This window comes from Goodfellowiella coeruleoviolacea (assembly GCF_024171785.1).
Taxonomy (GTDB): domain Bacteria; phylum Actinomycetota; class Actinomycetes; order Mycobacteriales; family Pseudonocardiaceae; genus Goodfellowiella; species Goodfellowiella coeruleoviolacea.
Genome location: NZ_JAMTCK010000001.1, coordinates 414,088 through 429,357, shown reverse-complemented (window position 1 = coordinate 429,357; position 15,270 = coordinate 414,088). Strand labels below are relative to the sequence as shown.

At 71.6% G+C, this 15,270-nt stretch carries 10 protein-coding genes; 7 read left to right on the top strand and 3 right to left on the bottom strand.

Annotation, left to right across the window (positions count from 1 at the left end):
• The first annotated feature begins 77 nt into the window (after nt 1-77).
• Nucleotides 78-680, top strand: a complete 603-nt coding sequence (locus tag LX83_RS01660) for a TetR/AcrR family transcriptional regulator (protein WP_253766176.1) — start codon at nt 78-80, stop codon at nt 678-680.
• 68 nt (nt 681-748) lie between these two features.
• Here the strand turns inward: LX83_RS01660 and LX83_RS01655 are convergent, their stop codons facing one another.
• The 3 genes from LX83_RS01655 to LX83_RS01645 all read right to left on the bottom strand — a co-directional run bounded on the left by LX83_RS01655 (nt 749) and on the right by LX83_RS01645 (nt 5,698).
• Nucleotides 749-3,046: a discoidin domain-containing protein gene (locus tag LX83_RS01655; RefSeq protein WP_253766175.1), complete on the bottom strand. Its 2,298-nt coding sequence runs from the start codon at nt 3,044-3,046 to the stop codon at nt 749-751.
• 254 nt (nt 3,047-3,300) lie between these two features.
• Nucleotides 3,301-4,335 (bottom strand): LacI family DNA-binding transcriptional regulator, encoded by a 1,035-nt coding sequence (locus LX83_RS01650; RefSeq protein ID WP_253766173.1) that lies wholly within the window; start codon nt 4,333-4,335, stop codon nt 3,301-3,303.
• A 127-nt stretch (nt 4,336-4,462) separates the two neighbouring features.
• The gene (locus tag LX83_RS01645) at nt 4,463-5,698 is read right to left on the bottom strand and encodes an ROK family transcriptional regulator (protein WP_253766171.1); all 1,236 of its coding nucleotides are present in this window, start codon (nt 5,696-5,698) and stop codon (nt 4,463-4,465) included.
• 246 nt (nt 5,699-5,944) lie between these two features.
• On the opposite strand from LX83_RS01645, the gene LX83_RS01640 reads away from it, so the two are divergent.
• From LX83_RS01640 to LX83_RS38265, 6 genes are all read left to right on the top strand, one after another.
• Nucleotides 5,945-7,588, top strand: a complete 1,644-nt coding sequence (locus LX83_RS01640) for an ABC transporter substrate-binding protein (RefSeq protein ID WP_253766169.1) — start codon at nt 5,945-5,947, stop codon at nt 7,586-7,588.
• Nucleotides 7,585-8,637 carry an ABC transporter ATP-binding protein gene (locus LX83_RS01635; protein WP_253766167.1) on the top strand — a complete coding sequence of 351 codons (1,053 nt, stop codon included), beginning with the start codon at nt 7,585-7,587 and terminating at the stop codon, nt 8,635-8,637. Before LX83_RS01640 ends, LX83_RS01635 begins: the two co-directional genes overlap by 4 nt.
• Nucleotides 8,634-9,614, top strand: coding sequence for an ABC transporter permease (locus LX83_RS01630; protein WP_253766165.1), 981 nt, complete (start codon nt 8,634-8,636; stop codon nt 9,612-9,614). Before LX83_RS01635 ends, LX83_RS01630 begins: the two co-directional genes overlap by 4 nt.
• A 3-nt stretch (nt 9,615-9,617) precedes the next feature.
• A complete protein-coding gene (locus LX83_RS01625; protein ID WP_253766163.1) occupies nt 9,618-11,747 on the top strand; it encodes a dipeptide/oligopeptide/nickel ABC transporter permease/ATP-binding protein in 2,130 nt (709 codons plus the stop codon).
• A 16-nt stretch (nt 11,748-11,763) separates the two neighbouring features.
• Complete coding sequence (locus tag LX83_RS01620) at nt 11,764-13,188, top strand: GH1 family beta-glucosidase (protein WP_253766160.1); 1,425 nt, start codon at nt 11,764-11,766, stop codon at nt 13,186-13,188.
• Between the two features lie 317 nt (nt 13,189-13,505).
• Nucleotides 13,506-15,224, top strand: coding sequence for a CBM35 domain-containing protein (locus LX83_RS38265; protein WP_253766158.1), 1,719 nt, complete (start codon nt 13,506-13,508; stop codon nt 15,222-15,224).
• The last annotated feature ends 46 nt before the right edge of the window (nt 15,225-15,270 follow it).

Genomic DNA, 15,270 nt, shown 5'->3' with positions numbered 1-15,270 from the left:
AGTCAACTTAGCGACAGGTACAACTTAGCCAACGATGTAACTTAGCTACGGATGCAACTATCGGATACGCTCACACCATGACCGTGCCCCCTGTCAGTCGCCGCGAACGCAAGAAGGCGGCCACCCGGCAAGCGATCGCCGACGCCGCACTGCGGCTCTTCCTGGAGCGCGGCTACGACCAGGTCAGCATCCGGGACATCGCCGACCAGGCCGACGTGTCGACGACCACGGTGTTCAAGCACTTCAGCAGCAAGGAAGCGCTGGTGTTCGACCAGGAGCAGGACCGCGAGTCGAACCTGGTCGCCTCGGTGCGGCAGCGAGCCGACGGCCAGAGCATCCTCGACGCTCTCCGACAGCACATCCTGGACAGCTGGCTGCCGATCGCGGCGCACCCGCAGGCGGCCGAGTTCACCAACCTGGTGGAGTCCACACCGGCGCTGCGCGCGTACGCCGAGCGCATGTGGACCCGGCACACCGACACCCTCAGCGCGGCCATCGCCGACGAGGTCGGCGTCGACCACGACGACCTCGCCTGCGTGACCCTTGCCCGGTTCGTGCTCGAAATCCCGGCACTCGCCCGCAACCGACCGGACCGCCGGGCCGCCGTCGAGGAGATCTTCGACATCCTCGCGCACGGCTGGGCACCACCGGGCGAGCACGCCGCGTCAGCGCGCGCCTAGCCCTGGTCGGCGGCCGGCCGCGGGCCGGTCGCCGACCAGGGCCGCGTGGTGCGCCGGGGCGCCGTTGCTCACGGGTAGCTGACCAGGTACCGGATTCCGGTCGTGGAGTTCGCCGGCCCGCCGGTGTTGTTGATGACGTTGCTGATCGTGCCCTGGCCGCCCAGGGACACCGTCACCAGGTCGTGGAACCGCACGCCCGGGGTGCTGGGCACCTCGAAGGCGCGCGCCGTGACGATCGCGGGGTTGACGTTGTTGAAGCAGTAGCTGCCCACACCCCACGCCTCGTGCGTGGTGACCGAGTCGGCCACCTTGTAGGCGGCGTAGCCCTGGGTCGAGCCGTTCATCCAGGCCGCCTGGTCGGGCGGGTCGTAGGGCAGCTCGTTCTGGAACATGTAGGTCCGCCCGCCGTTGCCGGTCCAGACCACGTTGTGCTGCTGGTAGTGCTCGGCGAACAGCCCGTAGGCGGTGACGTCGGCGCCGTTGACCAGCACGCCGGTGGCCGCGGTGTTGACCGTCCAGCCGACCCCGGTGCCGTGGTCGCCCCGCCACGCCCAGATGTGGTCGATGATGGTGTCGTCGCTGTGCACCACCAGGCTGGTGGTGGCCCTGCCGGCGCCGGCGCCGCCGACGCGGAAGAACACGTCGTGCAGCGAGGTGGGGTTGGCGGCGTGGTCGCGGGACGAGCCCGGCTCGCCCACCTCCACCAGCACCGGCGAGTTCACCGGGCCCGCGTCGACCAGCAGGCCGGCCAGCTTGACGCCGTCCACGTCCGCCACGGAGATGGCGGCCCTGCCGGTGTCGGGCACCAGGGTGGCCAGGCCCAGACCGAGCACGACGGTGTCCGCCCTGGTCACCCGGATGGTGTCGGTGAGGTGGTGGACGCCGGGGGTGAACAGCAGGTGGCGGCCCTGGGCGAGCGCGGTGTTGATGGTCGCCGCGCTGGTGCCCGGCTTGACCAGGAAGAACTGGCTGAGCGAGATCGACGAGCCGGCCGGCGTGCCAGCGGACCAGCTGGTGCCTCGGGCGTTCTGCCGCAGCGCCGGCACGAACACGTGGTAGGCGCCGGTCGGGTCGAGGTGGAGGAAGGGCTTCTCGCGAACCCGGGGCGCGGTGTCCACCACGGTGTGCGCGGGGTCGGGGAAGTGCTGTGGCGGCGCGCCGGCCGAGCCCACGAACACCATGTTCCACACCGAACCGGACCAGCCGCCGCCCAGCTCGCTGTTGCGGGTCAGGAACTGCTGCTGGGAGCCGGACTCGACCAGGCCGTCGATCCTGCTGTCGGCGATCAGCCCGCCGCTGGCCCAGCCGTCCGCGCCGTTCCACAGCTGCACCTGGCCGCGCAGGTGCATGCGGCGGTAGGGCGCGGCCTGGGACACCGCCCAGCGCTCGATCTGGCCGGCGGGCAGGGTCACCGACAGGTTCTCCGCGGACCGCCAGAAGTTCTGCGTGGCGTTGCCCTTGTTGTTGGGGTTGTCGCCCTGCTGCAACCAGTCCGCCTCCACCCGCACGTGCCCGTTGAGGTTGACCTCGTCCGGGAGCAGGCCGAGCCCGGCGACCTGGGTGTAGAAGCCGAGGTTGACGTCGGCGGTGTAGGAACCGGGCTGGAACAGCACCGCGTGGCGCTCGGTGCCGAACTGGTTGGTGTGCTGCTGGGCGGCGATGGCGTTGAGCCGGTTCTGGATGTCGGCCGGGGACGACGACGGCCCGAACACCGCGACGTTCGGGCCGAAGTCGGGGTTGCGGGGGTCGGTGGGCGGCAGTGGAGTGGACGCGTCGGACATGGTACGGACGGCCAGTTCCCACAGTGAGTACCCGTACCCGGTGGCCCGCGCGGTGCCGTGCACCCGGAGGTAGCGGCCGGTGCCGGTCACGTCGAGGGTCTGGGTGCCGCCGGTGCCGGCCACCGTGCTGTGGACGGTCCGCCAGTCGGTGGTGTCGTCCGAGAGCTGGAGCTGGAACGCCGTGCCGTAGGCGGCTTCCCAGACCAGGGAGACCTGGCAGACCTGGTGGGACGCGCCGAGGTCCACCTGCAACCACTGCGGGTCGCTGAACGCGCTCGACCACCGGGTGGCGGTGTTGCCGTCGACCGCCGCCGCGGCGGGCGTGCCGCCGTTCTCGGTGGAGGACGCGGTCGCCGGGCGGTTGAGCGCGACGTTGTCGCTGCCGCAGGTGGCCGCGGCGGCCGGCGCCGAGCTGACCGGGGTCGAGCTGATCGGGGCCGAGCTGACTGGGGCCGAGCTGATCGGGACCGCGGCGACGGGGACCGCGGCGATCGGGACGAGCAGGGGTGTCAGGCCGAGCAGGGCCGCTGCGGCGGCGAGCCTGGCACAACGCTGTGACCGGGCGGAACGGGGAGGAGAACTCATGGTCCTGCCTGACGGTGAGGGGCCAGCGTGCCCGAGACGACGGGGAACAGCTCGGTTCGGGGAAACGCCGACCGGACAAGGGATTCCGAGCGTGGGGCCGCGGCGCCGAACCGGCTGTGAGAGCGCTCTCCCAGAAGAGTAGGACCTGCGTCACAGTGAAGTCAACGGCGTGGCCGACCCGGAGTGGACCCTCGGCGCGGCCCGCCGACGCGTCGGTGGGTGCGACGTGGCCGAGAACCCCGGCGCGGCGCGGTTCAGGCGGAGCGCCTCGGCACCAGGGTGGGCTCGAAGATGACCGAGGTGGCGCGGCGGTCGGGCTCGTCGATGTGGGACAGCAGCAGTCGGGCCATCTCCGCGGCCATGTCCTCGACCGGTTGGCGCACGGTGGTCAGCTGCGGCCGGCAGGCCAGTGCGGCGCTGCTGTCGTCGAACCCGATCAGCGCCACGTCCTCGGGCACCCGGCGGCCGTGCTGGTGCAGCGCCAGCAGCGCGCCCTGGGCCATCAGGTCGTTGGCCGCGAACACCCCGTCCAGCCCCGGGTGTTCGGCCAGCAGCCGCTCCATGGCCGCCTCACCGCTGTCCTGGGTGAAGTTGCCCGCGGCCGCCGGCACGTAGGCGTGGCCGTGGCGGGCCATCGCCTCCCGGAAGCCGGTCAGCCGGTCCTGGCTGTTGGGCAGGTCCAGCGGACCGGTGATGGTGACCACCTGCTGGCGGCCCAGGCTCACGAGGTGGTCGGCGGCCAGCACGCCACCGGTGTGGTTGGCCAGGTCCACGTAGCTGATCGGCAGCGGCTCGGCCGGCCGGGCGAAGAGCACGGCCGGCAGCCGGGCGTCGACGAGCATGCCGGGCAGCGGGTCCTTGGCGTGCGTGGAGACCAGCAGCGCGCCGTCGGCGCTGCCCTGCCGCAGGAAGGCCAGCACCTCGGCGCGGGCCTCGTCGGTGTCGGCCAGCATCAGGACCGGGTGCACGCCGCGGGTGCGCAACAGCCCCACCACCCCCGCGGCCACCCGGCCGAAGAACGGGTCGGTGAAGACCTCGCCCCTGGGTTCCCCGGCACCGCAGACCACCAGGGCGATGGTGCCGGTGCGCCTGGTGACCAGGGACCGCGCCGCCCGGTTGGGGACGTACCCGGTGCTGGCGATCGCCTGGCGCACCAGCTCCTGGATCTTCTGGTCCACGTTGCGGGTCCCGTTGATCACCCGGGACACCGTGGCGCGGGAGACTCCCGCGGCCCGGGCCACGTCCTCCAACGTGGGCGCGCCCGGTGCCGACGGAAGTCCTCTGCTCATAGATCCTTTGTATCACAACGTGGGAGAGCGCTCTCCGAGGCTGGTCCACCGTACGCCAACCCGCCGGCAACCGCAGCGGACCAGGCGCCACGGGGTCGGTCCGCCCCGGCCGGAGCCGGCCACGGGCTCAGGCGACGTCGGCTCCGCTCGACGGCTGCCGGCGCGGGTCGGCGCCGCGTTCCAGCAGCGCGGCCACCGGCAGCGTCGCGGCACCCACCGCCACCGCGTCCGGCCCCAACCGGGCCAGCTCGATCGAGACCTGCCCGTAGGGGTGGTGCAGGGCGTGGGCGGCGGTGGCCTGCTCGATCCGCGGCAGCAGCTGGGCGCCGAGCGCCAGGCCGGCCCAGCCGCCCAGCACGATCCGCTGCGGGTTGAACAGGTTGACCAGGTTCGCGATGCCCGCGCCGAGGTAGCCCGCGGTCTCGTCCAGCACGCGGGTGGCCGCCGCCGACCGCTCCGCCGCCGCCACCAGGTGCTCCAGCTGGGCCCGCTCGTCCTCGCCGGGGACGGCCCGGCCGCCCCTGGCCCTGCGGTAGCGGTCGAGCACGCCCCCGGCCCCGACGTAGGCCTCCAGACACCCGCGCGAGCCGCACCGGCACGGCCGGCCGCCGTAGACGATCGTGGTGTGGCCCCACTCGCCCGCGCTGCTGGTGCTGCCCCGGTACACGTTGCCCTCGGTGACCACGGCCGCGCCGACGCCCGAGCCCAGCAGCGCGATCACCACGTGGCTGGCGCCCCGGCCGGCGCCGAACCACATCTCCGCCTGCCCCTGGGTCTTCGCCCCGTTCTCCAGGAACAGCGGCGGGGTGATCCCCTCGGCGCGGATCAGCTCCTCCAGTGGCACCCCGCCCCAGCCGATCGCCTGGGCGTGCACCACGGCGGTGCGGCCCTGCTCGACCGTTCCGGGCACGCCCACGCCGACGCCCAGCACCCCGCGCTCGGCAACGCCGGCCTGCTCGATCGCCGCGCGCACGCTGGCCGCCACGTGGGCGGCGACCTCGGTGGGGTCGGGGGTGCCGGCCGGCAGCGCGCGGTCCACTGTGGTCAGTCTGGTCAGGGCCAGGTCGAACAGTTCCGTCCTGATCCCGGTCTCGCCGACGTCGACGCCGACCACGTGGGCGTGCTGCGGGTTGACCCGCAGCAGCACCCGGGGCCGGCCGCCGTCGGAGTCGACCAGGCCGGCCTCCACCACCAGCCCGTCCTCGGCGAGTTCGCCGGTGACGTTGCTGACCGTCGCGGCGCTGAGCCCGGTCAGCCTGCTCAGGTCGTGCCGGCTGAGCGGGCCGTCGAAGAACAGCGTGGACAGCAGCGTGGACCGGTTGTGACGACGCACGTCGCGAACGGTGGTGCGCTTGGCGGGCATGGTTCTCAAGTCTCCTCGACATGATCGGGCCGACCTGCCCGAAGAAAGTGTGGGGCTTAGTTTAAGACTTAAAACAAGGTCGGGTTTGTGACCTTCCCGTGATTGACGTGACCTCGCTCACTGGGTTGACTCTGCGTGCACCGGGAGACGTCGACCTTCTCCGCCGCGACGGCACGCGCGGCCCGCTCACCCCACTGCTCGGTTTCCCGATCGCGACAAGGAGGATCCATGCGACTTGGACGACCAGTGACGCTCGTCGTTGCGGCGGCCGTGGCGTTGACCGGACTGGCCGCCTGCGGCTCGGGCGGCGCGCGGCAGCAGAACACCGCCGGCGTGCTGACCGTCGGCATGCCCAACGGTCCGCAGACGGAGAACAACAACCCGTTCCTCACCTCATCGGCGGCCTCCTCGCTGGGCTACCGGCGGCTGATCTACGAGCCGCTGGCGATGGTCAACGACGTCAAGGTGACCGAGCCGTTCAAGCCGTGGCTGGCCAGCGCGTGGGAGTGGTCGGACAACTACCGCACCCTGGTGCTGACCATCCGGGACAACGTGACCTTCTCGGACGGAAAGCCGCTGACGGCCGAGGACGTCGCGTTCACCTTCCAGTTGCTCAGGGACCACCCCAGCCTGAACATCGACGCCGTCCCCTACCGCGACATCGCCGCGTCCGGCAACCAGGTCACCCTCGGCTTCGCCGAGTCGCAGTTCGTCCGGCAGAAGAAGATCTTCGAGCAGTTCGTCGTGCCCAAGCACATCTGGTCGGCCATTCCCGACCCCACCACGGACACGGTGAAGAACCCGATCGGCAGCGGGCCCTACGTGCTCAAGTCCTTCACCCCGCAGGCCGCCACCGTGGTCCTGCGCGACCGCTACTGGCAGGACCTGCCGCAGGTCAAGGAGGTCCGCTACACCTCGTACAGCGACAACAACGCGCAGACCACGGCACTGGCCACCGGCGCGTGCGAGTGGAGCTTCACCTTCATCCCGAACTACCAGGCGGTCTACACCAGCAAGGACCCCGAGCACTTCAAGCTGTGGTTCCCGCCCGTGCTGGGCATCCACGGCCTGTGGTTCAACACCCAGCGCGCGCCGTTCGACAACCCGGTGCTGCGCCGCGCGGTGAACCTGGTGGTCAACCGGGACGACATCTTCAACCAGGGTGAGGCCGGCTACTTCTACCCGAAGGTGGACAACATCACCGGCATTCCCACGCCCGCCGGAGACTCGTTCATCGCCCCGGAGTACCAGGACAGGACGGTCACCGTCGACGTCGAGGGCGCCAGGAAGCTGCTCACCGACTCGGGTTTCACCTTCAGCGGCGACACCCTCAACGACCCCACCGGCCAGCCGGTGACCCTCACCATGACCGTGCCCTCCGGCTGGTCGGACTACGTGACCGACCTGGAGATCATCAAGGACAACCTGGCGGCCATCGGCATCACCGCCACGGTGGACAAGACCAACCAGGACACCTGGACCAAGGCGCTGGACACCGGTGACTTCCAGGCCGCGCTGCACTGGAGCGAGAACGGCACCACGCCCTACGACATCTACCGCAGCATCATGGACGGCGCCCTGGTCAAGCCGATCGGCACCGGCGGGGTCAACGGCAACTACGGCCGGTTCGACAACCCCGAGGCCACCCAGGCGCTGGCCGACTACGCCAACGCGGCCGACGACACCGCCCGCGCCGCGGCCATGCACGCGCTGCAGCGCATCCACGTCGAGCAGATGCCGGTGGTGATCACCTCGGCGGCCAACGCGGGCGGCGAGTACAGCACCAAGAACTGGACCGGCTGGCCCGACGAGCAGAACCCGTACGCACCCGTCCAGACGACCTGGGAGAACGCCCTGGACGTCGTGATGCACCTGCGGCCAGCCGCGTGAGCGCCGGGTCCGCCCGGCCGGCCGCACCAGCACCCGAGGTGGTGCTCGCGGCCGACGGCCTGACCAAGCACTTCCCGGTCCGCGCGCGCGGGCGGGCACTGCTGTCGCGCACCCGGCCGAGCCTGCGGGCGGTCGACGACGTCAGCCTGACCCTGCGCCGCGGTCAGGTCACCGCGCTGGTGGGCGAGTCCGGCTCGGGCAAGTCCACCGTGGCCCGGCTGCTGGCCCAGCTGCACCAGCAGACCGCCGGAAGCATCCGGCTGCACGGCGAGCCGGTGTCGGCCAGGGGCGGGCGGCGGTTCCGCGCCTACAGCCGCCGGGTCCAGCTGATCTTCCAGGACCCGTTCGCGTCGCTGAACCCGGTGCACACCGTGCGCTACCACCTGACCCGGGCGCTGAAAATCCACGGCAGGGCCGGCGAGTCCAGAAAGGACCTGGAGGACGCGCTCGCCGACCTGCTGACCCGGGTGCGGCTCACCCCGCCCGAGCGCTACCTCGACAAGTTCCCGCACGAACTCTCCGGCGGCCAGCGGCAGCGGGTGGCCATCGCCAGGGCGCTGGGCGCCGACCCGGAGGTGCTGCTCGCCGACGAGCCGGTGTCCATGTTGGACGTCTCCATCCGGCTCGGCGTGCTCAACCTGTTGCGGGACCTGAAGGAGCGCCTGCACCTGGCCATCCTCTACATCACCCACGACATCGCCTCGGCCAGGTACTTCGCCGACGACACCGTGGTGATGTACGCGGGGCAGGTGGTCGAGGGCGGGGACAGCGAGACGGTGACCCAGCGGCCGGCGCACCCCTACACCCAGCTGCTGATCGACTCCGCGCCCGACCCGGACCGGCTGGCCGGCGCGGATTCCGGCACCCGCGAGGCGGGCACCGGCGAGCCGCCGAGCCTGATCACCCCGCCACCGGGCTGCCGGTTCCACCCCCGGTGCCCGCACGCGATGGCGCGCTGCCGCACCGAAGCGCCACCCCCGTTGGCGATCGGCGACAGCCCGGGGCACTTCGCCGCGTGCTGGCTCTACGACGAGGCGAGGCAGCCGTGAGCTACCTGCTCAAGCGGATCGCCTTCTACCTGTTCACCGCGTGGGCGGCGATCACCATCAACTTCTTCGTGCCCAGGCTGATCCCGGGTGACCCGGTGCAGGCGCTGATCACCAAGGCGCGCGGCCAGCTGACCGCCGAGGCGGTCCAGTCACTGTACGTCCTGTTCGGACTGGACAGCGAGGCGAGCCTGCTCGACCAGTACGTGCGCTACCTGGGCCAGCTGCTGCGCGGCGACCTCGGGCTGTCGTTCACGTTCTTCCCCAGCCCGGTCGCCGAGGTGATCGGGGACAGTCTGCCGTGGACACTCGGCCTGGTCGGGATCACCACGGTCGTCGGTTTCCTGATCGGCACCGGTCTGGGCACGGTGGCCGGTTGGCGCCGGGGCTCGTGGGTGGACCTGGTCATCCCGGTGACCACGTTCCTGTCGTCGATCCCGTACTTCTGGCTCGGCCTGATCGCGATCACCCTGCTCACCGGACCGGGCAGCTTCTTCCCCGCGTCCGGCGCCCACGACACCGGCCTGGTCCCGTCCTGGGACTGGGAGTTCGTCGGCAGCGTCCTGCAACACGGGCTGCTGCCCGCCGCCACCATCCTGATCTCGTGCATGAGCGGCTGGATTCTGAGCATGCGCAACATGATGGTCACCGTCGCGGCCGAGGACTACGTGACGGTCGCGCACGCCAAGGGGCTCAGCGAGCGGCGCGTGATGGTCAGCTACGCGGCGCGCAACGCGCTGCTGCCCAACGTGTCCGGGCTCGCGCTCTCGCTCGGCTTCATCGTGGGCGGCACCCTGCTGGTCGAGATCGTCTTCTCCTACCCCGGCCTGGGACTCCAGCTGTTCCAGGCGGTCGGCGCCAAGGACTACCCGCTGATGCAGGGCATCTTCCTGATCATCACGCTGTCCGTGCTGCTGGCCAACTTCCTGGCCGACGTGGCCTACCTGGTACTCGACCCACGCACCCGGCGGGAGGGCTGACCCGTGGCCGTACCCACCACCGAACTGGCCGCGACCGCGCCGCAACCCGCGCCCGTCAGCCCGGGCCGGCGCAGGCGATTGCGGTTCGCGGCCAACCCCAAGGCCGCCACCGGCCTGGTCATCCTGGGCGGCTTCGTGCTGCTGGCGATCATCGGCCCCTGGATCGCGCCCCACGACCCGTCGTTGCGCGGCACCGACCTGTTGCAGCCGCCGTCAGCCGCCCACTGGTTCGGCACCACCCACCTCGGCCAGGACATCTTCAGCCAGGTGCTGGCCGGCACCCGCAGCGTGGTCGTGGTCGGCTTCGTCGCCGGGATCGTCTCCACCGCACTGTCCATTCTGGTCGGTGTCACCTCCGGTTACCTGTCCGGTGCCGGCGGGGAGAGCCTGTCCGCGCTGTCCAACGTGTTCCTGGTGATCCCGGCGCTGCCGCTGATCGTCATCATCGCCTCGGCACTGCCCGGCACCGACAACCTGACCATCGCGCTGGTGATCGGGCTGACCTCGTGGGCGTGGGGGGCGCGGGTGCTGCGCGCGCAGACCCTGTCGCTGCGGCGCCGCGACTACGTGCAGGCGGCCAGGGCGACCGGCGAGTCCACCTGGCGGATCATCCTGTTCGAGATCATGCCCAACCTGGCCGCGGTCATCGCGTCCGGCTTCATCAGCACGGTGATCTTCGCGGTCACCTCGGAGATCACCCTGGCGTTCATCGGTGTCGGCGACACCAGCACCTGGAACTGGGGCACCATCCTGTTCTGGGCGCAGAGCCAGCAGGCACTGGCCCAGGGCGCCTGGTGGTGGTTCGTGCCGGCCGGCCTGGCGATCGCGCTGCTGGGCACGGCACTGTCCCTGGTCAACTTCGGCATCGACGAACTGGTCAGCCCACGGCTGCGGGGCAACGGCGGCACCACGGCCAGAACCGAGGACGGCCACCGGGTCCGGATGCGCGTCGGCTTCACCCCGGTGCTCGGGTCCGGGCGAAAGGACGACCCCGCGAGACGACAGCGGGGGAGCACCGCGGCGAGCGTCAGCGAGCGAGGAGCGGACCACGCGCGGAGTCGAGCAAGTCGACCCGCGGTGCGCGACGACGCCGTGCTGGAGATCCGCGGCCTCGACGTGGACTACGGCCTCGGCGACGCGGCCGTGCACGCCGTGCGCGACGTGCACCTGACCCTGCGCCGCGGCGAGGTGCTCGGCCTGGCCGGCGAGAGCGGCAGCGGCAAGTCCACATTGGCCTACGGCCTGACCCGGCTGCTGCCGCCGCCCGGGGTGGTCGCCGGGGGAGAGGTGCTGTACCACCCGGAGCGCGGCGAGCCCGTGGACGTCCTGCGGATGTCACCCGCGCAGCTGCGCCGGTTCCGCTGGGCCGAGACCGCGATCGTGTTCCAGGGCGCGATGAACTCGCTCAACCCGGTGCACAAGGTCTCCACCCAGCTGATGGACGTGATCAAGGCGCACGACCCGACCAGCAGCCGGGCCGACCGGCGCGACCGGGCCAGGGAACTGCTCGCCCTGGTCGGCATCGCCGAGGACCGGCTGGACAGCTACCCGCACCAGCTCTCCGGCGGCATGCGGCAGCGGGTGATGATCGGCATGGCACTGGCGCTGCAACCCCGGGTCGTCATCATGGACGAGCCGACCACCGCGCTGGACGTGGTGATCCAGCGGCAGATCCTGCGCCAGCTCACCGAACTGCGCGAGCGCCTGGGCTTCTCGGTGCTGTTCATCACCCACGACCTGTCCCTGCTGGTGGAGTTCTCCGACCGGATCGCGGTCATGTACGGCGGGCGCATCGTGGAGCAGGCCGCCTCGGCCGACCTCTACCGCCGGGCGCTGCACCCCTACAGCGACGGGCTGCTGCACTCCTTCCCCGCGCTGCGGGGTCCCCGCCGGGAGCTGACCGGGATTCCCGGCTCACCACCGGATTTGCGCGCCATGCCCACCGGCTGCGCGTTCCACCCGCGCTGCCCGCGCGCGTTCGAGCCGTGCGCGCAGCGGGTTCCGGTGCTCGGCATGCCGCGTGCGCGGCAGGGCGAGGACCGCGCCGGGGACGACCGCGCTGGGAACGATCGCGCTGGGGGAGACCACGCCGTGGCCTGCTGGCTGCATCCCGTCCAGGACACCAGGTTCTGATCCGCAGAGGAGACACATGGACACCAGTGCGCCGACCGTCGGGACCGACACCGGGACCGACACCGAGGCGGAGCTGATCGCCACCCTGCCGCCGACCTTCGACTGGGGCGTGGCCACCTCGGCGTACCAGATCGAGGGGGCGGTGACCGAGGACGGTCGCGGACCGTCCATCTGGGACACCTACTGCCGCCTTCCCGGCGCGGTCGACGGCGGTGACACCGGCGACGTGGCCTGCGACCACTACCACCGGATGCCCGAGGACGTCGCGCTGATGCGCCAGCTCGGCGTGAACGCCTACCGGTTCTCGGTCGCCTGGCCCCGGGTGCAGCCCGGCGGGCGGGGACCGGCCAACCCGGCGGGACTGGCCTTCTACGACCGGCTGGTGGACGAGTTGCTGGCCAACGGCATCGACCCGTGGCTCACCCTCTACCACTGGGACCTGCCGCAGGAGTTGGAGGACGCCGGCGGCTGGCCGGTGCGGGACACCGCGCACCGGTTCGCCGACTACGCCATGCTGGTCTTCGACGCGCTGCGGGACCGGGTGCGCCACTGGACCACCCTCAACGAGCCGTGGTGCTCGGCCATGCTCGGCTACCACGAGGGCCGGCAGGCGCCTGGCCGGCAGGACTTCCCCGCGAGCATCGCGGCAGTGCACCACCTGCTGCTCGGGCACGGCCTGGCCACCCAGCGCATGCGGGCCGCGGCGGACGGGCCGGCCGAGTTCGCCATCACGCTGAACATGAGCCAGCTGACCCCGGCCACCGACAGCGAGGCCGACCGGGCGGCCACCCGGCGCGCCGACGGGCTCGGCGTGCGGATCTACCTGGATCCGCTGGTGCGCGGCCACTACCCGGCCGACGTGGTCGAGGATCTGGCCCTGGCCGGGGTGCGCATCCCGGTGCGCGACGGCGACCTCGACGTCATCGCCACGCCCATCGACCTGCTCGGCGTCAACTACTACTTCAGCTCGCGCTGCTCCGGTGTGGACGATCAGGGCCGCAGCACCGGCCCGGACGGCCGCCCGGTGCACCGGGACGTGCGCCTCGGCCGGCCGGTGACGGCGATGGACTGGGAGATCGTCCCGGATGGACTGACCGACCTGCTGATCCGGCTCAGCCATGACTACCCGGGCCTGCCCCTGGTGATCACCGAGAACGGGGCGGCCTTCCGCGACGAGCCCGACGAGACCGGCTTCGTGCGGGACGGCGACCGGGTGGCCTACCTGGCCGCCCACCTCGCCGCCGTGGCCAGGGCCCGGCTGGCCGGCGCGGACGTGCGCGGTTACTTCGCCTGGTCGCTGCTGGACAACTTCGAGTGGTCCTACGGCTACGACAAGCGGTTCGGCCTGGTGCGGGTGGACTACGACACCCAGCGGCGGGTGCCCAAGCAGAGCGCCCTGTGGTACCGGGACACCATCAACCGGGTGCGCCAGGGCGCGTGACGCGCGGCCACCAGCCCCACACCGAGACGCCCGGCCGGGACCACCTGGCCGGGCGTTTTCCGTGATTTTCCTTGCGGGGGCTGGGCGGGCTGCTCCGAATGGTCGGTCTGGCGGGCCTGCATCCGGCGTTCGCTCAGCTCATCGCCGCGGACAAGGACCTTGACACGGAACGCCCGCGTCCCTACCTTGCGAGGAAACCGGTTTCCTGATTCGTCCGCCTGGGCGCCGACCGCGCCACCGGCGGGCGGACCGCGCGGTCCCGACCCCGACCAGCACCACGGGCTGAGCACGTTCCCTTCCCTGATCGAGGTGCACCAGTGCCAAAGCCGACACTCCGGGCCGCGTTCGCGGTCCCCGCCCTCGCCACCGCCCTCGCCGCCGCGCTCGCGGTCGCACCAGCCCTGCCGGCCAGCGCGGCCGGACACACGCTGGTGGTCAACGCCGGCGCGCCGTTCCGGCCGGTCACCCACGTCGCCTCCGGCGGCCTGTACGCGCTCGCCGAGAACAACCGACCCGCCGACACCACGCTGCTGCCCCTCCGGATGCACACCCTCACCCAGCCGCCGCCGGGCGTGGGGCAGCGGCCCAACGGGCAGCCGCCCGGCGGGGACGCGCTGCTGGTCGCGCCGCAGGCCGACCGGGTGGGCGCCGCCCAGGTGATCCGCATGCCCGACATCTACCCCGACTTCCCCTACAAGTGGGTCAGCTGGGACGACTGGCTGTCCAAAGTAGACAGGATGGTGTCGGCCAGGCTGGCGGCCACCTCGGTCAGCAATGTCGTGGCCTGGGAGATCTGGAACGAACCGGACTGGACCTGGAACACCGCCGCGGCCGGCGACTTCAACGCGGGATGGGTGCGCACCGTGCAGCGCATCCGCACGCGCGACACCGTCACACCCGTCGCCGGCCCCGGCTACGCGAGCTGGGACGCCAACCGGATGAGGGCCTTCCTCACCACCGCCCGCGCCAGCAACGCGCTGCCCGACATCGTGGTGTGGCACGAGCTGGGCCACAGCAGCGCGTCGATCGCGAGCCACGTCGCGGCCTACCGGTCGATCGAGGCGTCCCTGGGCATCAGCCCGCGCCGCGTCTTCATCAACGAGTACGCCGCCACCGACGAGGTCGACGTGCCCGGCCGGGTCACCAACTACCTCGCCAAGCTGGAACGCGCCGGGGTGTGGGCCGCCGACCGGGCCTTCTGGTACGAGTACGGCACGGTCAACGGCCTGGTCACCAACAACACCCAGCCGACCGGTTCGTGGTGGCTGTACAAGTGGTACGGCGACATGGCCGGCTCGATGGTGACCACCACCCCGCCCGCGCAGACCGGCCTCGACGGGTTCGCCTCCTACGACAGCACCCGGCGCCGGGTGGACGTGGTCTTCGGGGACGAAGCGGGCGGCAACGCGGTGCGGATCACCGGGCTGGGCGCGCTCGGCGGCACCGTGCGGGTGACCCTCGAAGCCACGCCGGCCTCCGGCCGGTTCACCGCGGTGACCGCGCCGACGACCATCGCCACCAGCACCCACACCGTCACCAACGGCGAGATCACCGTCCCGGTGGCGAACATGACCGCGACCAGCGCCTACCACCTGGTGGTCGAGCCGACCAGCGGTGTTCCCGCCTACCAGCAGCGCTACGAGGCGGAGAACGCCTCGGTGTTCCGCGCCGAACGGCTCAGCGCCGCCAGCGCGTCCAACGGCGGTTACGTGGGCCGCATCGACAACACCGGCGACCCGCGCAGCCAGAGCTACGTCGACTTCGTCGTCGCCGTGCCCCAGGCCCGCGCCTACACCATGACCATCGGCTACGCCAACGGCACCGGCGTGACCGCCACGCAGGGCCTGGCCTACAACGGCGGCGCCTGGTCCACGGTGAGCTACCCGCCGACCGGCTCGTGGGGCCAGTTCGGCGCCACGGTGACCACCACGGTCACCCTGAAGGCGGGGTACAACACCATCCGGCTGGCCAAGGGCGCGCCGTACTTCAGCGGCGGCACCGGGTACGCCGAACTGGACTACCTCCAGCTGACCTGACCGCTCAGCCGACGGGCAGTGCGCGGGGCGCCTCGCCGAGCGTCCC

Bases quoted from the DNA above. Each gene is read 5' to 3' on its own strand.
- LX83_RS01660 (WP_253766176.1), top strand. From the start codon at position 78: ATGACCGTGCCCCCTGTCAGTCGCCGCGAACGCAAGAAGGCGGCCACC.
- LX83_RS01655 (WP_253766175.1), bottom strand. From the start codon at position 3,046: ATGAGTTCTCCTCCCCGTTCCGCCCGGTCACAGCGTTGTGCCAGGCTC.
- LX83_RS01650 (WP_253766173.1), bottom strand. From the start codon at position 4,335: ATGAGCAGAGGACTTCCGTCGGCACCGGGCGCGCCCACGTTGGAGGAC.
- LX83_RS01645 (WP_253766171.1), bottom strand. From the start codon at position 5,698: ATGCCCGCCAAGCGCACCACCGTTCGCGACGTGCGTCGTCACAACCGG.
- LX83_RS01620 (WP_253766160.1), top strand. From the start codon at position 11,764: ATGGACACCAGTGCGCCGACCGTCGGGACCGACACCGGGACCGACACC.